The organism is Flavobacterium sp. Sr18 (assembly GCF_011064265.1).
Taxonomy (GTDB): Bacteria; Bacteroidota; Bacteroidia; order Flavobacteriales; family Flavobacteriaceae; genus Flavobacterium; species Flavobacterium petrolei.
Window position 1 is genome coordinate 199,647 of record NZ_CP049329.1, and the last position, 20,886, is coordinate 220,532.

The window sequence follows — 20,886 nt, forward strand, 5'->3', positions numbered from 1 at the left end:
TAAAGGAAAAAGGGTTGCAAGTTTGTAACTTTGTATTTCAGAAAATTTACACAATGATTTACCCCAAAATACCTTTAGCACAAAGCATTATTGAAATTTGTTTGGCCAAAGGAATCACCACCATAATTATTTCTCCGGGCTCTAGAAATGCCCCGCTTACAATTGGTTTTGTAAACAATCCCGCCTTTCAATGTTACAGTATTGCTGATGAGCGTTCGGCTGCATTTTTTGCATTGGGAATTGCACAACAAACCAAGCTACCAGTGGCATTAGTATGTACTTCCGGTTCGGCTTTATTGAATTATTACCCAGCTTTTGCGGAAGCATTTTACAGCCAGATTCCTATGGTTGTGATTTCGGCAGACAGACCGCAAAGCAAAATTGATATTGGCGACGGACAAACGATTAGACAAGAAAATGTTTTCGAAAACCATTCACTATACAATGCTAATTTGCATGAGGATGTGTCAGTCGAGAATGATATAAAAATCAACGAGGCGATTAATATTGCTATCACTCAAAAAGGTCCTGTTCACATCAATGCGCCTTTTGAAGAGCCCTTGTATGAAACCGTTTCGGAACTTTCAGTCAAAGTCAATACTGTCGCTTTCGCAAATGCTACTCAGATGATTTCCAATGAAGATGTTACAGAATATGCATCTATTTGGAACAATTCCACCAAAAAAATGATTCTGGTTGGCGTGAATGATCCGAATGTTATTAGTGAAAAAATAATTGAGGCTTTCGCCAAAGACGAGTCGGTTGTAGTATTGACCGAAACGACTTCTAACTTGCATCATGATACTTTTATCAATAATATTGACACGATAATTACACCTTTTACGAATGAAGATTTTGAAAATTTTCGTCCGGAAATATTGGTGACTTTTGGAGGAATGGTCGTTTCAAAACGAATCAAGGCTTTTTTAAGAAAATACAAACCAAAACACCATTGGCATATTGATTCTTGGAGAGCGTATGATACGTTTGGCGCTTTGACAAAACATTTTGAAGTAGACCCAAATGTGTTTTTTGACACTTTCTTGCCACTTACAGAATCAACACAAAGTAATTATTTCGAGCAATTAGACGCTGTAAAAGCATTGCGAAAGCTAAAAAGTGATATTTATTTAGACAAAATTCCTTTTTCGGATTTTAAAGTTTTCGAAAAAGTGATGCAGTGTTTGCCAATCAACAGTCAATTGCAAATCAGCAATAGTTCAGCGATTCGATATGCCCAATTAATAGATATTGATCCTTCGATTGAAGTATATTGCAATCGTGGTACTAGCGGAATCGACGGAAGCACTTCTACGGCTATTGGTGCGGCTGTCTCGTCTTTAGGACGAGATGATAAACAAACTGTTTTTATAACAGGAGATATTGGATTTTTGTACGATAGCAATGCGTTATGGAACAATTATATCCCAAAGAACTTCAAGATTATTTTAATCAATAATGGAGGTGGCGGAATTTTTAGGATTTTACCAGGACACGAAGAGAGTCCTGTTTTTAATACTTTCTTTGAAACTTCTCATTGTTTAACTGCGGAACATTTAGCTAAAATGTATGGTTTTGAATATAGTATTGCCAGCGATGAAGCTAGTTTATCAAGAAGTTTGACCGCTTTATATGCTCAAAATGAAAAACCAAGTATTTTGGAAATTTTCACACCCACATTAAAAAATGACAGCATTTTACTGCAATATTTTAAAGAATTAGTCTAATATTTTTTTAAAATTCGTAAAATGAGATGAATTAATGTTTAAATTTGGTTATATAAAAACCTATTAATCAATAACAAAACCTTAATTTATGAGTGCAAGAGAAGAATTAATTGTAAAGTACGCCGCTGATTTAAAAGACAAATGTGGTGTAAATCCAGATATGGATTTGTTGACAAAAGTAACTATTGGTTGTGGGCCGTCAATTTATAATGCTGATTCGGCAACGGTAGCCGGAAGTCAGCAATCCGAATTAGATACGGTAAAAAACAATTTCTTAATCAAGAAATTAGGACTTAATGACGGACCGGAATTAGATGCGGCAATAGATGCCGTGATGGAAAAATACGGTCGTTCTAACAAGAATAAATACAGAGTGGTAATTTATTATTTACTGGCTGTTCACTTCAAAAAAGAAAGTGTTTACAATTAATACTTAATTTGTAAATGGTACCAATAAAAAAAGCGTTTGCCTCAGGCAAACGCTTTTTTTATTTAGTATATAGAACGATTTTTAACGAATTGGTATTGGGAAAACCGGTAAACTGGAATGTCCTAATGCATCTACAGCTTGAACAGCAAAGAAAAAATTGTCTTTAGAATAGGGGATTTCAGCTTTTGTATCTTTTACAAAAATTGTTTTTTCCCAATGTTGCGATGACGTTTCTCTAATAAGAATGTTATATCCATAAACCGACTTTCCTTCAGGAGCGGTCCAAACTAAAGTAGAGAAATTAGTCAAGTCCTTTACTTCAATCCCTACGTTTGTAGGTGCTTTTGGAGACCAAGCTAAGTTGCTGAATGTAGCCAAGTTAGAACAGGTTACTTTCTTCATATATTCAAAGTCCATAAACTCTGCAAGATCGCCATATTGAATGTCATTTTCCTTACGTACGTTTTGGTGTTGATGGTCGTAGTTTTCATTCATTTCACAAAAACGAATGGCTGTAAATCCATTTTGACTGAAAGGAGTGTGATCGCCTCCACGCAAGAAACGGTCGTTGCGATAGACTAAATTAATATCCAGTTGCTCTACATATTGATTCGTAACTGTTTTGATATATCGGGCTAATTGTCTCGATGGGCTATCATTATCACGATTCGTTGATTTACGCATTTTTGATTCTGCTTCAGTTTCTAAAAATGGAATTGTTTCACTGAAAACGCGAACTTTAGTATTATCTCGTAATAAAGTACCGCTGGATAAACTGTTTCCAATCATGTCATTATTGATCATCGCAATTACATTCCATTTTCCATCTTTGGCAACATCGGCTAAATGTTTGGCTCCGTACAATCCTTGCTCTTCACCAACAACAGCGACAAAAATTAAGGTAAAAGGAAATTCTCTTTGGCTCATAATTCGGGCAAGTTCCATCATTGCTGCAACTCCGGAAGCATCATCATTTGCACCAGGCGCATCTGATTTTGCATCCATTACATCTGAAGCACGGGAATCTAAATGGCCGCTTATAATCATTACACGATCATCTGAGGGATCAGTTCCTTTTAAGGTTGCCATCACATTCCCCAACTGGCTGTCGGTGGCAATACGTCTTCCATCGGCTTTGATGGTGAAAAAATCAATAACTGCAGTTAGTCTTCCATTTGATGCCAAAGCATATTTATCAAATTCTGATTTTACCCAGCGTTGTGCTGCGCCAATACCGCGGGTGTTGCTTTTGGTATCGCTTAATGTATGTCGGGTCCCAAAAGATACGAGTTTACGAACTGTAGCTTCCATGTTTTCCGATTTTACTTCGGCAACCATTTTTTTTATTTCGGGATCATCGACTGTGGTTTGTGCGTAATTGGTATGAGAAATGAATAGTAGTAGGAACAAACAGAATATTGAGGTTGGTTTCATTAATAGGTTTTTTTAGTTTTCTCAAAGTTAGTAAAAAAGAAAAAGAAAGTATAAACGAAATTGAGTTTTAAGATTTGTTTACTCTTAAACTATTCGAAATTTTGAAAAACAAAACGTCCTAATCTAGCCCCGATGGGAGCAAGTATCCCACGCTTTTGGGCGTGGATACTGCGGACAGCGGGACAACTCGTGATGAAAAAAGCGGAAAGTTCTGCTCCTAAAAAAGAAAATAGCCATCGGATTTGGGCTTTGTTTTTTTGTGGACGGTTTCTTAATTTACTATTTTCAAACTTCGTACCTTTACGCTTTAGAAATTGAAAGAAAATGATTGAAATAGGAAAATACAATACGCTTACCATACTACGCGATACCAAAGTGGGTTTGTTTCTGGGAAATCCAGAACAAGATCCAGAAGGAATTCATGACATTCTGTTGCCTAACAAATACGTACCAAACGAATTTGAAATAGGTGAGGAGTTGATTGTTTTTGTGTACTTGGACCATGAAGAAAGACCCGTTGCCACAACATTAGAGCCGTATATATTATTGAATGAATTTGCACTTTTGCGTGTGAATTACACCAATCAAATTGGTGCTTTTATGGATTGGGGAATGGAAAAGGATATTTTGGTTCCGTTTAAAGAGCAGGCGCGTCCTATGGAAAAAGGAAAACGCTACTTGGTGTACCTTTATATGGACGAGAAAACCAATCGTTTGGTGGCTTCCAGTAAATTGAATCAGTTTTTAAAAAATGATCACCTAACGGTTGAAAAAGGGGAAGAGGTAGATTTAATTGTTTCTCATATCACTGAATTAGGAATTAACGTTATCATCAACGAAAAGTATAAAGGTTTGATGTATAAAGATGAAGTGTATGATGACGCGATTCGCACGGGAGATCGCATGCGAGGATATATCAAGACAATTCGTCCGGATAATAAGATTGATGTGGCATTGCAAGTTCAAGGCTATCAAAGTATTGAGCCGAATGCGGAGAAAATTTTAGACGAGTTAAGAGCCAGCAGAGGTTTCTTGCGTTTGACTGATAATTCACATCCGGAAGACATTAAAACGGTTTTGAAGATGAGTAAGAAAACCTTCAAGAAAGCCATTGGCGCTTTATACCGAGAGAAATTAATAGAAATCAAGGAAGACGGAATTTACTTGGTTAAGGAATAAAAAAAAAGAAAGACTAATCGTAACGGTTAGTCTTTCTCTTTTTAATGCTGTTTTAGAATATTAAATTCTGGCAACATTAAAATAAATTTGAAGTTTAAAGTAGCTTTATCCGCTTCTAAGCGCAATAGTATGCTTGAGACTATTTTAAAAATATTAACTTAAGCGTAAGTACTTTAAAGGGTAGTTTTGTCTTTAAATGTACAATCACTTGCTTGAGAGTTAAGAAATAATTTCACAATAAGGCCGTTGGTTTTCTATATATTGGAAGATAATTTTCTAAACAATTGTTTATTAATGTCTCACTTTTGCAAGGACAAGAAAATAGTTCTTTAATTAACCGTAGGTGTTACTTTTTATTTTTTACTGCTGGGGCAAATGCTAGTATCATTAGCTCGTTTATCGGGGCTTTCAAAATATTTTTATAAGTTATTACCGTAGAAAAAGGAGCGACAACATTTTTAATTGCATTCAATACATTCTTTTTTTAGGTTAATAAATCAGTGAAGAATCAATAATTAAGCAAGATAAATAATTTGTATTCATCTGATTAGCTTGTTCTAAAATTAAAAATAATTTGAATTGGCAACTGTTAAAATGCTATTTTTTTATTGTTTTTTAACATTTTAAAGCCTTTAATCAGAGAAGGATTACCATAAGGTTATGCAAATAGAATAGATAAAATGTAAAAAATGATTTATTTTTACACTAAAATAATTTAAATCAATTGTAATGGATTGGATCACTGCTAAAGAATACGAAGATATCACTTATAAGAAATGCAATGGCGTTGCCAGAATTGCTTTTAACAGACCAGATGTGCGCAATGCGTTCCGTCCGAAAACAACTGCTGAATTGTACAATGCCTTTTACGATGCTCAGGAAGATACTTCAATTGGAGTAGTTTTATTGTCTGCCGAAGGGCCTTCGTCTAAAGATGGCGTGTATTCTTTTTGTAGCGGTGGCGATCAAAACGCACGCGGGCATCAAGGTTATGTAGGTGATGATGGACAACATCGTTTGAACATTTTAGAAGTACAACGTTTAATCCGGTTTATGCCAAAAGTAGTTATCGCTGTAGTTCCAGGTTGGGCTGTAGGTGGAGGACACAGTTTGCATGTGGTGTGCGATTTGACGTTGGCGAGTAAAGAACACGCTATTTTTAAACAAACGGATGCCGATGTAACTAGTTTTGATGGTGGATACGGTTCGGCATATTTGGCTAAAATGGTTGGACAGAAAAAAGCACGTGAGATTTTCTTCTTGGGGCGCAATTATTCGGCTCAGGATGCTATGGATATGGGAATGGTGAATGCGGTGATTCCGCATGCTGAATTAGAAGATACAGCTTACGAATGGGCACAGGAAATTTTGCAAAAATCTCCAATGGCGATTAAAATGCTGAAATTTGCGATGAATCTTACGGATGATGGAATGGTGGGACAACAAGTTTTTGCTGGTGAAGCTACAAGACTTGCATATATGACTGAAGAAGCTAAAGAAGGAAGAAACGCATTCCTGGAGAAAAGAAAACCGAATTTTGAGAAAAAATGGTTGCCGTAAAAAAGTTTAATGTTTAAAGTTTAAAGTTGTTTTGAAAATGAACTTTAAACTTTTAAACCTTAAGCTTTAAACTAAATTTTATAAATGGAAAATTTCACAAACGAAACAATTGATACGCGCCAACTTCCAAAATTTGAGGAAGTCATATTTACGAATTTGCATCCTAAATACATTTGGGTGGTATTGATTAATTTGGCGTTATTTATTGGCATATTTATTCTTGTTCCAATATTGTTTTCCATGTTTAAACCCGAACTGTTTTCCGGAAGAGTTTGGTTGATCATAGGTGCCGTTATTCCTATATTCTCAGTTTTGTTGGTAGCATTTTCTGTTATTGGATTTAAGAAAAAAGGATTTGCTTTCAGAGAACATGATGTGCTTTTCAGACATGGAATTATTGCTACAAATACGATTGTAATTCCTTATAACAGAGTGCAGCACGTGGCTTTGCATGAAGGATTAATTTCACGGTATTTTGGTCTGGCCAAAATTGAAATTTTTACAGCCGGTGGAAGTTCCAGTGATATTGAAATTCCGGGAATCGAAAAAGAACAAGCCGAAAATATCAAACAATTGTTAATGGGCAAAATACAAAAGCAATTGTAATGGGAGCCGATTTTAGTCAGCCGCAAAGGCAATCTTCAATAGGAATTTTGGTGATGTTTTTTTACACGCTTCAGCAATACGCCAGAGCGTTGTGGCCTATGATTGTGATTTGGATTTTCAAGTTTGACGAGGTTAATAAATTGTATTTTTTCCTTGGGATGATTGCCGTATTTGTAAGTATTGGAGTTATTTCTTATTTGAAATACCTGAATTTTACTTTCTTTTTGGATGCCGAAAATGAAGAATTTATCATTACAGAAGGCGTTTTTAATAAAACCAAAACCTCGATTCAACTGCGTAAAATCCAACAAGTAAATATCAATCAGTCTTTTATTCAAAAGTTAATTGGGGTTTATGAATTGGATGTAGACACTGCCGGAAGCAATAAAAAAGAAGGTACAATCAAAGCGATTTCTCATGAATTGGCTTTGGAATTGAAATTCCGTTTATTAGAAAATGAAGAGCTAAAGACTACAATTGGAACTGAAACAACGTCATTGGAGGAAACTGAGCAAAAACTTTTTGAAGCCGAGCATCCTTTTATTAAAATCAGTTTTTTGAGTTTGTTGAAAGTTGGAATTACTTCTAATTATGGCAGAAGTATCGCTTTACTGGTAATTTTTTTTACCACGATTTACGAAAATTTTCAAAATTTTGGAGATGAAAGCAAAGTTTACGAAGAAAAAGTAGGTTCGTACATCGATAAAAACTTAGTGCTGCAAACTATTTTAACATCGATAGTGTTGTTGTTTGTAGTGGTTTTGGTTGTGAATGTAATCCGTACTGTTTTCAAATATTATGATTACAAAATAACCCGACAAAAAGGGTCTTTGCTATTGTCTTTTGGGTTGTTGAACACAAAAAGTACTATTATCAAGCCTGAAAAAGTTCAGATTACGACCGTTAAAAGGAATTATTTCCAAAAGAAAATGGGGATTCTGGAGCTGAAAATCAAACAAGCAACCAGCGGAGAAAAAGAAGAACGAAAATCAATAATTGAAATTCCGGGATGCAGTGAAGCTGAGAGAGATTCGATATTGAGATTATTGTTTCATAAAATTCCTGAAAAAGGGTTGATGTTGCAACCTAATTTTCGTAAACTTATTTTTTCTGTTTTTATTTCAATAGGATTACCTTTGTTTGGATTTTTAGGGATTGGATATTGGCTTGAGCCGATAATTTTTGAATATAGTTATGTGGTACCGGTGTATGTAGTTGTTATTGGATTAATCCAGTATTTTAGATTTAAGAATAACCGATTATTCATTCACGAGAATTTTATAATAAAGCAAAGTGGCGCTTGGGACATCAGCAATGATATTATTGAGCCTAGTAAAATACAAGCAATTACAACGTCGCAGCTTTTCTGGCATAAAAAGTTGAATATTGGTTCCATAACATTGCATACTGCAGGAGGAAATATTGCTTTTCAGTTAGCGAATTATTCAATAGTAAAACAACAAGTCAACCGTTGGTTGTACGAAATAGAAACTTCCGATAGCAATTGGATGTAACAAAATGGTTTAAAGTGTAAGGTTTAAAGTTGTCTGTGCAACAAATCTTAAGTTTTAAACTGCAAATTTTTAAATAAAAAAATATGAAACATTGGATTGAAGCTGCACGATTACGAACCTTACCCTTATCGGTTTCTGGAATAATAGTGGGTAGCATGTATGCTTTGGCACACCCAACAGATAGTATATTAACGCCAACCGAGGTCTTTAATTGGCGATTATTTGGATTTGCTATATTGACAACATTAGGATTGCAAATACTGTCCAATTTTGCTAATGATTACGGTGATGGCATGAAAGGAACAGATAATGAAGATCGGGTAGGGCCAAAACGGGCGATACAAAGCGGTGTGATTACTCCACAGGCCATGAAGCGCGCTATTATAATTACATCAGCCTTGACGTTGCTTTCAGCGATGTTATTGATTTATTATGCGTTCAGAGATACAAATCTATGGTATTCCTTTTTCTATTTAGTATTGGGAATTCTGTCAATTGTATCTGCCATTCGATACACGGTTGGAAATACGGCGTACGGCTACCGTGGATTTGGTGATGTATTTGTGTTTGTATTTTTTGGATTGGTGAGTACTTTAGGAGTGAATTTTTTATACTCCAAACAATTGGATGCGTTGTTGGTTTTGCCGGCGGTCGCTATTGGATTATTGAGCGTGGGTGTTTTGAATTTGAACAATATGCGAGATGAAGCATCGGATAGAAAATCAAATAAAAACACGATTGTTGTAAAAATTGGTGGAGCCAAAGCTAAAATATACCATTATATTCTGATTGTAACGGCGATGGTTTTGGTGTTGATTTTTGCATTTATTGACGATTTTCACTTTGATCAATACTTGTTTTTATTGGCTTACATTCCTTTAATTAAGCATTTAAATACGGTCTATAAAAATCAAAACGCTAAGGAATTAGATCCTGAATTAAAAAAACTGGCGCTGAGTACTTTTGCACTTTCGGTTTTACTGTCATTAGGTATGATTTACTTTTTTTCGGATATCATTGTGAATACTTTTTTAGGCGGGAGATAAATTAATAATCAAGTAGGGAATTATTCCATTTTTAAATCAATAAATATGAAAATAACATTTTACGGTCATGCGTCATTAGGTATAGAAGTTGGAGGAAAACACATTATTGTAGATCCTTATATTTCGGCAAATCCAAATGCAGCGCACATTGACATTGACACTTTAAAAGCGGATTATATTTTGCTTACGCACGCGCACGGAGATCATATTCTGGATGTTGAGGCAATTGCCAAAAGAACGAATGCTGTAATTGTTTCTAATGCTGAAATTGCTGGTTATTATGGCGCAAAAGGGTTTCAATCACATCCCATGAATCATGGCGGAAGTTGGAATTTCGATTTTGGGAAACTGAAATATGTAAATGCCATTCATTCCAGTTCTTTTCCTGACGGCAGTTACGGAGGAAATCCTGGCGGTTTTGTCATCGAGGGAGAACATAAAAACGTATACATCGCTGGTGATACGGCGCTGACAATGGATATGAAACTCATTCCTATGCGAACCAAACTGGACTTGGCAATTCTACCGATAGGCGATAATTTTACTATGGATGTAGAGGATGCCATCATCGCTTCTGATTTCTTGGATTGCGATAAAATTCTTGGCTACCACTACGATACTTTCGGTTATATCGAAATTGACCATGAGGAATCCATTCGTAAATTCTTCAATAAAGGAAAAGATTTGATGTTACTGGAAATAGGAAGTTCCATAGACTTGTAATTTTTACTTGGAACTAATCCAGCTATTCGTCGAAATCTTTTCTCAGTCTGTCAGGTTTCGAAAACCTAACAGACTGAGAAAAGGATTTTCACTGCTATCTGGGCTAGGGCTTCCCGGTACCAAACTTCTTAGTGAATTTTGCGAAGGGTGTTATGCTCTTAGTGTTTAAATTTTATATCAATCATGCATAAAAAGAATTTTATCGTTTTATTTTTGTTGCTAATTACTGCAAATACCGTTTTCGCTCAAAAAGACGGCTATTGGGATAAAACCCGTGCTACAACTGAAGAAATATCGGTTTCCGCAAGAGATAGAATCATCATAAAAACCCAAGATTTTCCTGAAGGTACCACCGAAGTCGTTTACAGAATAACACTTTTGGATAAAAATCAGCAAATGGCGGGTAGTTTAGTTTCGGTTTTAAAAGCCATTTCAGATCCTACAGGAATAAGTCAAGGTTCAGCAGGAGCGGTTTTTATCTTGTCTAAAATTTCAGGAGATGACAAATGCAAGTATGCTGTTTTCTCAAGCGCTGAATTTGCTACAAAATACAAAGAAAACGGAAAAACGGATGATGCTTGTTTGGTTCAAGATACGCCAGTCAGTAAAGATGCCAAGCGACTTTCTACAGAGAAATCTGCTTGCATGCAATCGAATTCAGGGAATTTATGGTTTGGTTTCGAAAGTAAAAACTGGATTATGAACCAGAAAATAATTCTGGAAGTCGTGCCATGGGTCGATAATAAATTAAGTCGCGGTTGGACGCTTGAAAACAGAAAAGCAATCATCGATCAATGCAAAACGTCTAATTTGGCTCAAAAAATGACCAATTCAGATGATTTTTGCGTTTGTATCCTCGATAGAATACAATCCAAGTACAAGTATAAGGAATTCCAAAAATTATTGACTGTAGAGCGTGCTAAAGCGTTCAAGGATTTTGGAAACAGTTGTTTTGGCGAAAGCAGTCTTTCTAAAAGCGTGTATGATGATTTGCGCAAGCAAGCCGTTACATTAGCAAAACAAGGAAAGCAAGGCGAAGCTATTCAGAAACTGACAACGATAATCAATGATGGAAAAGCAACTGCTTTGGATTACAACGCAATAGGAAGTAGTTATGTGTTGACGAAGCAATACGGTAAAGCGATTAGATTCCTGAAAGAAGGCGAGAAGCTTGATGATACGGAGTTGCTGATAAAGCTAAATTTGGCGCACGCCTATTTATTGAATGATAATTATGCTTCAGCAAAAGCCATTTATAAAGAGTATCTGTCTCAAAACGTTACGGATAGCTTGAGTTGGACTCAAAAAATAAAACAAGATTTTGCAGCTTTCAAAAAAGCGGGAATAGTTTCCGATGACTTTGAAAGAGTTTTGAAGTTGATGGAAAAATAGATTGAAACTTAAATGACTTATATGTTTTAAAGAAGCGATTAATTTGTTTTTACCATATAAGGCATTTAAGTTTTAATAAAATTAGTCAGATACAAGTATGTTAGATTAAAAATAACTCATAATTTAAAATTTCTTGAAAGCAACCTACCACAAATACATTCTGGATTTCAAACGACCATCAGGAACATCCCGTGGCGTTATGACCGAAAAAGAAACTTGGTTTATTGTCTTGGAACAGGACGGTAAAAAAGGAATAGGAGAGTGCGGAATCCTTCGCGGATTGAGTATTGATGATCGTTCGGATTATGAAGAAAAATTGAAATGGACTTGCGACAATATTAACTTGGGAAAAGACCAGCTTTGGGAAGCTTTAATCGAGTTTCCCTCGATACAGTTTGGAGTCGAAATGGCGTTCCAATCTTTAGTGAGTGAAACTCCTTTTTTACTCTTTCCTTCTGACTTCACAAATGGTACAAAATCCATCTTGATAAACGGTTTGGTTTGGATGGGTGAGGAGTCGTTTATGAAGCAGCAAATCGAAGAAAAATTAGCACGGGGTTTCCGATGTATTAAACTCAAAATTGGAGCTATAGATTTTGATAAAGAATTGCAATTATTGCGATTTATTCGGGAGCATTTCACTCCGGAACAAGTCGAAATCCGGGTGGATGCCAATGGTGCTTTTAATCAAAATGAAGCTTTAAATAAATTAATTCAACTATCTGAATTTAAATTACATAGTATTGAACAACCGATACAAACAAACCATACTGACAGGATGGCAGAGCTGTGTAAAACCACCCCTTTTCCTATTGCTTTGGATGAAGAGTTGATTGGTGTGTTTACTTTGCCAGAAAAAGAACAATTATTAGAGAAAATCAAGCCGCAATACATCATTTTAAAGCCAAGTTTTGTAGGTGGTTTTCGAGGCACTCAAGAGTGGATTTCATTGGCTGAAAAGCATAAAATCGGGTGGTGGATTACCTCAGCTTTGGAGAGTAATATTGGACTCAATGCCATTGCGCAATGGACCTTTTTACAACATAATGTAATGCCTCAGGGATTAGGAACCGGAGCGCTTTATACCAATAATTTTGACTGTCCATTGGAAGTTTCAGAGGGACAATTATGGTATAAAAATGAATTGAATTGGGCGTTTGATTTTGCCCTTTTGAAATAGATTATTTCGTAGTTTTCTTTTGTTCACCGTCTCCCAATAAAACAGATAACGTCTTTAAGCTTGGTGTTCGGTCCGCAATCAACTTTGCTATACTGATGAAAGGAATGAACAGAATCATTCCTGCAGCACCCCATAAAATACCGCCCACAATTACCACAATAATTATAACCAATGTGTTTATTTTCAAGCGACTTCCTACTGCAAATGGAAATATAATATAGGCTTCAAGCAATTGCACGATAGAAAAAACGACAATAACGGCTAGCGGATACCAAATGGAATTATACGTTATCCAGGAAACTGCAATGGGCAAAAGAGCGGATATCATGATTCCGACATACGGAATAAAAGTTAAAATTGAAGCTATAAATCCAAACAGAAAGGGATTTGGTACCCCAATTATCCAAAGTCCAATGCTGTTTAATAAGCCAACTATTAAATAAACTAGCAACATTCCTTTAATGAAATTGTAATATTCATGAATGGTTTCCACAAGGATTTCATGAATGGTGTTTTTTCTTTCAGGAGGAAAAAGCTCATATAAGGCATTCGATAACATCTGGCGATGGAAAAGTATTAATGTAGAGAAAACAGGTATCATGATTAGAAAAAATGCTGATTCAGATAAAGAATAAGCGGTGTTTCGAACGATTGAAAGGGCTTGTGAACCGGAGTTGTTGAGTGTATTGTTGATGAAATCATTTTGTTTTTCAAGACTAATGTCAAATCGTTCCGAAATAAAAAGGCTCAATTGATTTACGGTTTCGGTTAATTTTAATCGCAAGGTTTGCCATTCTTGAAGGAATTCTGAAAATTGGGCGATTAGTAAGTAGATTATTCCTCCAACCAAAAGAGTTACTCCTAAAATAGAAATGAAAATAGCAATTCCTTTGTTTATTCCTTTTGTTTCCATCCATTTACAAATAGGATATAAAATAAAACCAATGAGTAAAGAAAAACTTAACGGAATAAATAGTGTTTTGCCAAAATATAGCAGTAGACAAGCTAAGACTATCAACTGAAGAATTTCTAAAACAGAATATTTTCTGTCTGAGTGAAATATAACGGGTGTTTTAGAAGATTGCAACATACAAATTTGTTTTTAAATCCGTTTTTACGATTCGTATTGTAATACGATTTTTAATAAAAGTACGAATTTTAACGTGCAGAAATGCGGTAAATTGAATGTTTCTTATAATTAGATTTTAGTATCTAATAATCGTCTGTGGTAATTTATTTGTCCTAAATGATAGGCTAAGTGCGTAGTCAAATGGATAAACATAAATTCAGTTGAAGTTTTATTCTCGAAAACTAAAAGGGGATATTCTGTATTTAAATCTTCTTCAGAAATACCATTAAGCGCATTGTTAACCGCAATTCTCGTTGCTTCGATTTTTGAAAGCAATTCTGTTTTTGGGATGTCTTTCAGTGAAAATTCGAGTGTTCTGTTTCTGATATATCCGGTTTTTCCAAACTGCGCACCAATGTAAGTATTTAAGTTTCCAATTAAATGCAAACACAGATTTCCCGCTGAATTGCTAATGTTACTTTCAATTTTCCAAAGATTAGTTTCATTTTGGTACGATTCAATTTCAAATTTTAGCATGTTTAAATCCCTATTGAAAAGTTTTTTTAGAGTTTCAATCAGCATGACGGGTATCTTTATATTTTTTCAGAGATAAGAGTGCTTTTTCGTGAATTTTTTTCTGAAAAAAACCTGTCCATCCAAATAGATGTCCGGTAATTCCAAAAGCTTGTTTCGACCACTTAAACAGGTCAAATTCATCTGTATGTTTAATTATTAGTCCGTCTTTGAACTGAAATTGTGCCTGAATTACGTTGACTACTTTTCTATTGGTTTTGCTGAAGTTGTAAGTGGCAATCCATTGTGCAGAACCTAAATACTCAGTGGCTTTTATAGCTGAGTACTCGATTTTAATATTTCCGTTACTTTTTTCTATCAACATTTTCCACATTTGGCAAACATCATTTCCTTTCAATAATCCGAAAACAGGATCGCGAAATTGTATCGTTGAATCGTAACATTCACACATTGTTGCCGCATCGGCATTTGAAAAAGCAGAATAGAATTTTACCAGGGTTTTCTCGTTGTCAGTCATATTTTACATTAATTGAGTAGTAAAATTACTAATTTTTTGCGAAAATTCACACTTTCAAATCTAATTTGGAACTTGCAATAATGAACGAAACGCTTTTATTATAAAAATATTAAAAAAATAATGATTCCAATCCATTGGATTATGAAGCATTTATACTTTTAAATTTTGAACAAAAAAAAGGATAGAATTTTAAGTTTCTATCCTTTTTGTGTATTTATAAAATGTATTCTCTACTTATTTAACAGCAGGGATGATATCAATAATTACGGTACGGTTGTAAAAACGTTCCTCTGGAGTTTTATTTTCAAAAGGAGAATTATTTTCATTTTCACCAAAGCCAGAAACTTCAAATTTGACATCATTTCTACCAGTTTTAGCTAAAGCATTTGCAATGATATTTTTTGCATCATTTGCACGTGCAAGAGATAATCCTTGATTATACACTTCTTCACCAATAATATCAGTATGCCCTTTTATAAGAACCGTTGCTCCTACAGGAATTTTTGGTGTAACTACTTCAGTAAGGTATTTTTCATACATCGTAATTGCTTTTGACGTATTGAATTCATAAATGATACTGTAGCGCATGCCATCTTCCATTTTTGCAGGGGTCCAAAGTGTCACGTGAACCGGAATTTCTTTCTCTATAATTTTACCACTTTTAGTTTGACCAATCATTTTTACTTTATAATCGCCTTCTGGACGACTACCTAAAATTGATTTTCCAGGAATTTTAACTTCTTCCTCAGTATAAGGTCCAAAAGATTTTACTTTTCCTTGTTCGTCAGCTATTTGTAATGACCAAGACGATAATGCTTCACCAGCTCCTTTATTATTAAAGGTTACATAACTGTCAACTGGTGCTTCTTGTAACGCAACAATCTGAACTGGTTTCAATGGTGCATCAGGGCCACTTTGAAATTCCATCAATAAATCAGAACTATTACTTTCAATAGAAACTCTGCGATCTCCTTCACGTAATAATACTAATTCTAGAGTTCCTCCAGGTTGTTCGGATGGGATATTTGGCTTATCTTGACCTTTAGTTGTAATTCTAGTTGCATTTATAGCAAATACGTTTACTAAATACGTTTTCACTGATTCTGCCATTGCAAGACCATCTGTATTGCCATTATTAGATGAACCCACCAAAGTAATTGTCGCTGAAGGATTTTTTTGCATACGATCTCCAAGGATGTTCAACACATTATAATAAACGGTCATTTGACGTTTAGAGCGATCTGATAAATTTTTAGGAGCAAATGTTTCCAATTGATCTTCTTTGAAATCTTTCACTTGATCTTTTGTCAATGAAACATAACGGTTTGGAATTTCCGTTGACCCTTCGTTAAAGAAAACGTAGTTTCTAAGTGGGAAAACTTCAGTCATTCTTTTTTCACCTTGAACATTGCTAGGCGAATTTACAGTAAAATCAACCTCACGGTCTTTTACCATATCCGTAGCTTCTTGGATATTTTGTCCTTGACCAAATTTAAGGGCTACACCGGCTTTAATTGTAGTGTTGTTCCATGTTTCTGTAGACCGTGGATTTTGACCAAAATAGGGTTGGAACGAAACAAAAGGAGATAAAACAAATTGTGTTTTGTTGCTATCAGAAGAAAGTGGAATATCATATCCAGCGCCAATTTGCATGGACAAAATAGTTTTTTCAATTTCACTAAAGTCACCCGGAACCGCAGGAGAAGCCTCCTGGTCAGGAAATGCCGGATTAATACCTAATTGATACTCAAATGATTTATCCAGATTGAAAGCCAAACGTGGACCTCCATAAAGGTAGAAATTAGATTTAAACGGAGCAAAACGCACGCTAGGTTCTACCGTGATGTAGCTAAGATCAGTAGATAAATCTGCAGGGCAGTCGCAATCGGTAAGCACCTGATCAAAAGATCCTTTACGGCTATCATAACCTGCTTGTAACATAACTCCCCATCTGGAATCAGCCGGACGATATTCTAAAAGTGGCGCAATAAAAAGGCCAACACCATCTCCATCATGAAAAGTAGCAGGAGGTGTAAAAGTAGCATTTAGCTGATTTGTAGAACCACGGTAAAAATTAAAATTTGCTCCACCAGCAACACCAAAGTACCAAGAAGGTTTTGCATATTTAACTGCTTGTGCTTCCTGTGCTTGTATAGGTGTTTGAGCACTTAACCATGACAAAGCAATTATCACAACGCTTTTAATTTTAAGGTGATTCGGAGACCATGCAACACATGGTTTCTCAGTATATTTAGTTTTTGATTTCATTTTTATGTCTTAATTATTAGGTTTCATTCAAAAAATTCCCGCCCCAAGACGGGAGATTTAAATCTGATAGTAGTTGTTTAGTTAGCAGGGATATTAATAATCGTATTTACCATAGTTACCGAGGAAATTAAAGAAATAGCTCTTCCGTTCAATACTGTTTCTTGACCAACAAGCGTTGTGCTGTTAGCTGGAGAAGACAATGTAACTCCTTCTTCTGCAATGATGTTTCCAACCATTACACCACCACCTGCGTAATTAATGACTGCTGTACTACCTACGTACCAATAAACATTTTTAGCCAAAGCTCCACCTATCAATTTAACACTTCTTGAAGATGCTGGAGAACCAACTGTTAATGAAGACTCTGCTTGGAAATACCAAACTGCATTTGGATTACCTTGGGCATCTAATGTAAGATCACCATTGGTGATTTTATAGGCACCACTAGCTGATTTATAAGTACCAGGTGCCAATGTTAAGGCCCCTAATTCACCAGATCCTTGATCACTTCCTCCTGGTTTTGAAGCCGGGGAAATACTATTATATAATGCTCTTGCTTCATTCAGTCCTTCTAATGCTTTTTGTGCTTTTGTAGCATTTCCTGGTGCAGGTGCAGCAGTAAAGATTCCACCAAAAACAAGTCCGTTATTAAGCGGAGTAACATCATAAAATTCATTTGGAGAAGCTAATTTATCAGTAAATCCAGTTACTAATGTAGAAGCTGCAGTTGTTCCGATGCCTCCGTTGTTAATCCTAGTGTTAAGACCTTGATTCGTGATTCCAGCGTTTCCACCAAATATTCCGAAGAATAAACCTGCAGTAGGAGCAGGGGAATTAGTAACCAATGTAGTAAAGCTCCAAACAAAGTCATTTGCCAAAGCATTACCTGCAACATTTTTTGCACCAGTTGAAATTGTAGCTGTATAAAGTGTACCCTCTAATAAATCACTTGTCGGATTAAAAGTGGCTGTAGTTCCAGAATAACTTACGGCTCCAGTAATAGTTGTTGTACCTTGTTTTAAAGTAAAAGTTGTTCCATTAATTGTTAACGGATCCATAATCATACTGAAGTTAGCAGTAATCGTTTTATTAAGACTTATTCCCGTTGACATGTTAATTGGATCTGTAGATGATACAGTAGGGGCAATCAAAGAACCTGTAGTAAATTGCCATACATAATCAGCCATTAAAGCTGTATTGTCTAAATTTGTTACTGCTTTAGAAATAGTAGCAGTATAAACAGTATTAGCTGCCAAAAGCGCAGATGGAATGAAGGTAGCTGTTGAACCACTATACGATACAGTTCCAGAAACAGCTGTAGTTCCTTGTTTTAAAGTATAAGAAGTTGTTGAAATGGTTGAAGCCTTCATCGGCATATTGAAGGTAACACTTACTAATTTATTTAAAACCACATTATTAGTTTTATCTTCAGGATCAGTAGTTGCAACCATTGGAGTAACTGTTAAACCAGTACTGAAAGTCCAAATAGTTTCTGTTTGTAATGCATTACCTGTAAGGTCTTTTACTGTTCTTGCTATTCTTGCAGTATAGGTAGTATTAGGAGCAAGTAAAGCTGATGGGGTAATGGTTGCTGTAGTACCAACGTAAGTAACTACGCCTGGTATTTGTGAAGTACCATTAGACAAAGTAAATGAAGACTCATTTATTGTTTCAGGATTCATTTCTTCATTAAAAGTGACCGAAATTAATTGATCAAGAGGGATATTTGTAGCTCCATTTGTTGGAGTAGTAATTGTTACAGCCGGACATACTCCATCGATTTCTTGGAAATCATCTTTGGCACAACCGGTAACTAGTGCAATAAAAAGTATTGCAAAGGTTAATAGTAATTTTTTTGTTTTCATTTTTTTTTAATTTAGGGGATTAAGTATTTTGTAAAAACAAAGGTTGTTTTATAAAAGTCAGTTAGTATTATACAATTAGGAAGATAAGTTGTAAGATTCACTGTTTATAATTACTTAGAAGTTGATATTTATTTGTAAATAAAGTAGTTGTATTTTTATTATTTGAATAAAAGTTTATTATACCTATTGAAAAAATTAGAAAATAAGACAAGTAAGTGTTCTAAAAATATCATTTAGAGCACTACTTTAGAAGGGAAGGTGAATTTGAAAAAAATGTAGAGAGCAATTAAAATTGAGTATCAATAGTCAAAACAAAAAGTTGAATACATTGAATTGTATTTTTAGAATAGAAAAAATATTTAAGGTTTTAATTCTTAAATCTCTGTATTTTATTCCCCTTTTTGGTTAGAGCTAAAAATAAAAACAGTGACTTCTTTGGTGTAAGTATCACGAGTCAAAGCAGATTGTTTCGTTTAAACTAATGATTTTTTCAATTCTTCGGGTGAAGTTGAAGGTTGATTCAGGAATTAAGAAATGCGTAAAATAGTAGTAATGGGTAAAGTAAGTGCTTTATTACCAATGATTAATTCTTCGGCACGCTTTTCATTTTTTTGATTTTGAAAAGCAAGTTAATTATTAATATTCTTCCTTGTTTGCTATTTTAGTTATCTTGCTTCAATTTAAAATTTTTCAAGAAATATTTTCAAGACTAGGAAAAAAGCAGTCAATTTATCATCAATAACGAAGTAAAGATAATGATGTGAGAGATATAGAATTTAATAGAAAAAATAGATCGATCAAAAATTAGCCATTTTGCAAGTCGTTGTCCTTTACTTTTTCAGACTGTTTTGTAACAATGTTGGTAATTACAAATTGTAACACTGTTCCCAATATTCTTTTTATTGGATTGTGAGTAGATCCTAACAAAACTTTTTTAGTTATGTATCCAGTAGTCATCCCTACAACATTGCTGAGGATATTCCCTTTAATTTCTGGGGACGTAGCTATAATGCCAAACGCATTTTTTATGAGATTTAATGGTTTTAAGCTTTCAACGGTATAATGATAATGATCTTTAAGCTGTACTAATTCATCAGCTTGTTTCATTTTCATTAATAAGATAGTTTCCTTAAGAATTTCTGTTTGGTTTATCTTTTTCATATTAATTTTTTTTAAGCATTTTAACAATCATGAAATTACTGATAGGCATTTTAATCCACTCATTTTTAAAGATGTAAAGAATGATTGCGATAAGTAAATAAAAGCTAGATACGATGAAAAAGCCATAATATATTTTTCCAACTAATTCTCCAATCCATAAGGAAAGACCAATATTGACCAAAAAGGCAAACATCGCAAAAACAATAGAAACAGCTATTCTAGAAATTAGAGAGGATACAACATCAGCAGTTTTATCTACTACATTTAACCTCGCCAATTCTACTGTTGTTTTGGTGTAATTCTCTGCTCTTTCGAAAAGCATTTCTATTGTTGTTGCGTTATTTTCCATGATATAATGTGTAATGAATTTAATTTTGAAATCTTAAAAATGGAATATCTAATTAGATATTTGTATTTTTAATTTCGTTTTTAGCATCGTAAAATTTAGATTTTCCTTCAGATACTAAAGATTCACCTTCTTTCCAAATTTTCTCATATTTCTGAGTAATTGTACCTAATAAAGTATCTAATTTACCTTTCAATTCGTCAGCGTAATCATTGCTTTTGTTCATGATTTTGTTTCTTGTTTTATCTCCTTTTTCAGGGGCAAACAATACTCCTAATAATGCTCCTACAGCTACTCCGCCTAAAACTCCTAATATTATTTTATCTGCTTTCATA

19 protein-coding genes are annotated in these 20,886 nt (G+C 34.7%); 10 read left to right on the forward strand and 9 right to left on the reverse strand.

Annotated features, from left to right (window positions below):
* The first annotated feature begins 53 nt into the window (after positions 1-53).
* A complete protein-coding gene (gene menD, locus G7A72_RS00970) occupies positions 54-1,727 on the forward strand; it encodes a 2-succinyl-5-enolpyruvyl-6-hydroxy-3-cyclohexene-1-carboxylic-acid synthase (RefSeq protein WP_165151082.1) in 1,674 nt (557 codons plus the stop codon).
* Between the two features lie 88 nt (positions 1,728-1,815).
* Positions 1,816-2,157, forward strand: a complete 342-nt coding sequence (locus G7A72_RS00975; RefSeq protein WP_165151083.1) for a DUF2853 family protein — start codon at positions 1,816-1,818, stop codon at positions 2,155-2,157.
* Positions 2,158-2,238: 81 nt separating this feature from the next.
* Here G7A72_RS00975 and G7A72_RS00980 read toward each other — a convergent pair whose 3' ends face one another.
* The gene (locus tag G7A72_RS00980; RefSeq protein ID WP_165151084.1) at positions 2,239-3,591 is read right to left on the reverse strand and encodes a M28 family metallopeptidase; all 1,353 of its coding nucleotides are present in this window, start codon (positions 3,589-3,591) and stop codon (positions 2,239-2,241) included.
* 324 nt (positions 3,592-3,915) lie between these two features.
* Here G7A72_RS00980 and G7A72_RS00985 point away from each other — a divergent pair, with 324 nt between their 5' ends.
* The 8 genes from G7A72_RS00985 (at position 3,916) to G7A72_RS01020 (ending at position 12,791) form a co-directional block, all read left to right on the forward strand.
* Positions 3,916-4,770, forward strand: a complete 855-nt coding sequence (locus tag G7A72_RS00985) for a S1 RNA-binding domain-containing protein (RefSeq protein WP_091170327.1) — start codon at positions 3,916-3,918, stop codon at positions 4,768-4,770.
* Positions 4,771-5,499: 729 nt separating this feature from the next.
* Complete coding sequence (locus G7A72_RS00990) at positions 5,500-6,330, forward strand: 1,4-dihydroxy-2-naphthoyl-CoA synthase (protein ID WP_091170323.1); 831 nt, start codon at positions 5,500-5,502, stop codon at positions 6,328-6,330.
* An 84-nt stretch (positions 6,331-6,414) separates the two neighbouring features.
* The gene (locus G7A72_RS00995) at positions 6,415-6,936 is read left to right on the forward strand and encodes a PH domain-containing protein (protein ID WP_165151085.1); all 522 of its coding nucleotides are present in this window, start codon (positions 6,415-6,417) and stop codon (positions 6,934-6,936) included.
* The gene (locus G7A72_RS01000; RefSeq protein ID WP_165151086.1) at positions 6,936-8,450 is read left to right on the forward strand and encodes a PH domain-containing protein; all 1,515 of its coding nucleotides are present in this window, start codon (positions 6,936-6,938) and stop codon (positions 8,448-8,450) included. Before G7A72_RS00995 ends, G7A72_RS01000 begins: the two co-directional genes overlap by 1 nt.
* Positions 8,451-8,533: 83 nt before the next feature.
* Positions 8,534-9,496 (forward strand): 1,4-dihydroxy-2-naphthoate octaprenyltransferase, encoded by a 963-nt coding sequence (menA, locus tag G7A72_RS01005; protein ID WP_165151087.1) that lies wholly within the window; start codon positions 8,534-8,536, stop codon positions 9,494-9,496.
* Positions 9,497-9,541: 45 nt separating this feature from the next.
* On the forward strand, positions 9,542-10,219 hold the full coding sequence (locus G7A72_RS01010; RefSeq protein WP_165151088.1) for a metal-dependent hydrolase: 678 nt from the start codon (positions 9,542-9,544) through the stop codon (positions 10,217-10,219).
* 183 nt (positions 10,220-10,402) lie between these two features.
* Positions 10,403-11,611, forward strand: a complete 1,209-nt coding sequence (locus G7A72_RS01015; RefSeq protein WP_165151089.1) for a M48 family metallopeptidase — start codon at positions 10,403-10,405, stop codon at positions 11,609-11,611.
* A 133-nt stretch (positions 11,612-11,744) separates the two neighbouring features.
* The gene (locus tag G7A72_RS01020; RefSeq protein WP_165151090.1) at positions 11,745-12,791 is read left to right on the forward strand and encodes an o-succinylbenzoate synthase; all 1,047 of its coding nucleotides are present in this window, start codon (positions 11,745-11,747) and stop codon (positions 12,789-12,791) included.
* A gap of 1 nt (position 12,792) precedes the next feature.
* On the opposite strand, the gene G7A72_RS01025 is transcribed toward G7A72_RS01020, so the two are convergent.
* The 8 genes from G7A72_RS01025 to G7A72_RS01060 all read right to left on the reverse strand — a co-directional run bounded on the left by G7A72_RS01025 (position 12,793) and on the right by G7A72_RS01060 (position 20,885).
* On the reverse strand, positions 12,793-13,881 hold the full coding sequence (locus G7A72_RS01025; protein ID WP_165151091.1) for an AI-2E family transporter: 1,089 nt from the start codon (positions 13,879-13,881) through the stop codon (positions 12,793-12,795).
* Between the two features lie 108 nt (positions 13,882-13,989).
* A complete protein-coding gene (locus tag G7A72_RS01030; protein WP_206531515.1) occupies positions 13,990-14,442 on the reverse strand; it encodes a DinB family protein in 453 nt (150 codons plus the stop codon).
* Complete coding sequence (locus G7A72_RS01035) at positions 14,432-14,911, reverse strand: nuclear transport factor 2 family protein (protein ID WP_165151092.1); 480 nt, start codon at positions 14,909-14,911, stop codon at positions 14,432-14,434. The genes G7A72_RS01030 and G7A72_RS01035 overlap by 11 nt, the downstream gene beginning before the upstream one ends.
* Positions 14,912-15,145: 234 nt before the next feature.
* Entirely contained in the window at positions 15,146-17,179 is a 2,034-nt protein-coding gene (locus G7A72_RS01040; protein WP_165151093.1) for an OmpA family protein, read from the reverse strand.
* 77 nt (positions 17,180-17,256) lie between these two features.
* Positions 17,257-19,044 (reverse strand): Ig-like domain-containing protein, encoded by a 1,788-nt coding sequence (locus G7A72_RS01045; protein WP_165151094.1) that lies wholly within the window; start codon positions 19,042-19,044, stop codon positions 17,257-17,259.
* Positions 19,045-19,848: 804 nt separating this feature from the next.
* Positions 19,849-20,205 (reverse strand): hypothetical protein, encoded by a 357-nt coding sequence (locus tag G7A72_RS01050; protein WP_165151095.1) that lies wholly within the window; start codon positions 20,203-20,205, stop codon positions 19,849-19,851.
* Position 20,206: 1 nt separating this feature from the next.
* Positions 20,207-20,554 carry a hypothetical protein gene (locus tag G7A72_RS01055; RefSeq protein ID WP_113665917.1) on the reverse strand — a complete coding sequence of 116 codons (348 nt, stop codon included), beginning with the start codon at positions 20,552-20,554 and terminating at the stop codon, positions 20,207-20,209.
* Between the two features lie 52 nt (positions 20,555-20,606).
* The gene (locus G7A72_RS01060; RefSeq protein ID WP_165151096.1) at positions 20,607-20,885 is read right to left on the reverse strand and encodes a YtxH domain-containing protein; all 279 of its coding nucleotides are present in this window, start codon (positions 20,883-20,885) and stop codon (positions 20,607-20,609) included.
* Position 20,886: the final 1 nt, after the last annotated feature.

Excerpts from the sequence above, each read along its gene's own strand:
- menD (WP_165151082.1), top strand. The coding sequence starts at position 54 with ATGATTTACCCCAAAATACCTTTAGCACAAAGCATTATTGAAATTTGT.
- G7A72_RS00975 (WP_165151083.1), top strand. The coding sequence starts at position 1,816 with ATGAGTGCAAGAGAAGAATTAATTGTAAAGTACGCCGCTGATTTAAAA.
- G7A72_RS00980 (WP_165151084.1), bottom strand. The coding sequence starts at position 3,591 with ATGAAACCAACCTCAATATTCTGTTTGTTCCTACTACTATTCATTTCT.
- G7A72_RS00985 (WP_091170327.1), top strand. The coding sequence starts at position 3,916 with ATGATTGAAATAGGAAAATACAATACGCTTACCATACTACGCGATACC.
- G7A72_RS00990 (WP_091170323.1), top strand. The coding sequence starts at position 5,500 with ATGGATTGGATCACTGCTAAAGAATACGAAGATATCACTTATAAGAAA.
- G7A72_RS00995 (WP_165151085.1), top strand. The coding sequence starts at position 6,415 with ATGGAAAATTTCACAAACGAAACAATTGATACGCGCCAACTTCCAAAA.
- G7A72_RS01000 (WP_165151086.1), top strand. The coding sequence starts at position 6,936 with ATGGGAGCCGATTTTAGTCAGCCGCAAAGGCAATCTTCAATAGGAATT.
- menA (WP_165151087.1), top strand. The coding sequence starts at position 8,534 with ATGAAACATTGGATTGAAGCTGCACGATTACGAACCTTACCCTTATCG.
- G7A72_RS01010 (WP_165151088.1), top strand. The coding sequence starts at position 9,542 with ATGAAAATAACATTTTACGGTCATGCGTCATTAGGTATAGAAGTTGGA.
- G7A72_RS01015 (WP_165151089.1), top strand. The coding sequence starts at position 10,403 with ATGCATAAAAAGAATTTTATCGTTTTATTTTTGTTGCTAATTACTGCA.
- G7A72_RS01025 (WP_165151091.1), bottom strand. The coding sequence starts at position 13,881 with ATGTTGCAATCTTCTAAAACACCCGTTATATTTCACTCAGACAGAAAA.
- G7A72_RS01030 (WP_206531515.1), bottom strand. The coding sequence starts at position 14,442 with ATGCTGATTGAAACTCTAAAAAAACTTTTCAATAGGGATTTAAACATG.
- G7A72_RS01035 (WP_165151092.1), bottom strand. The coding sequence starts at position 14,911 with ATGACTGACAACGAGAAAACCCTGGTAAAATTCTATTCTGCTTTTTCA.
- G7A72_RS01040 (WP_165151093.1), bottom strand. The coding sequence starts at position 17,179 with ATGAAATCAAAAACTAAATATACTGAGAAACCATGTGTTGCATGGTCT.
- G7A72_RS01045 (WP_165151094.1), bottom strand. The coding sequence starts at position 19,044 with ATGAAAACAAAAAAATTACTATTAACCTTTGCAATACTTTTTATTGCA.
- G7A72_RS01050 (WP_165151095.1), bottom strand. The coding sequence starts at position 20,205 with ATGAAAAAGATAAACCAAACAGAAATTCTTAAGGAAACTATCTTATTA.
- G7A72_RS01055 (WP_113665917.1), bottom strand. The coding sequence starts at position 20,554 with ATGGAAAATAACGCAACAACAATAGAAATGCTTTTCGAAAGAGCAGAG.
- G7A72_RS01060 (WP_165151096.1), bottom strand. The coding sequence starts at position 20,885 with ATGAAAGCAGATAAAATAATATTAGGAGTTTTAGGCGGAGTAGCTGTA.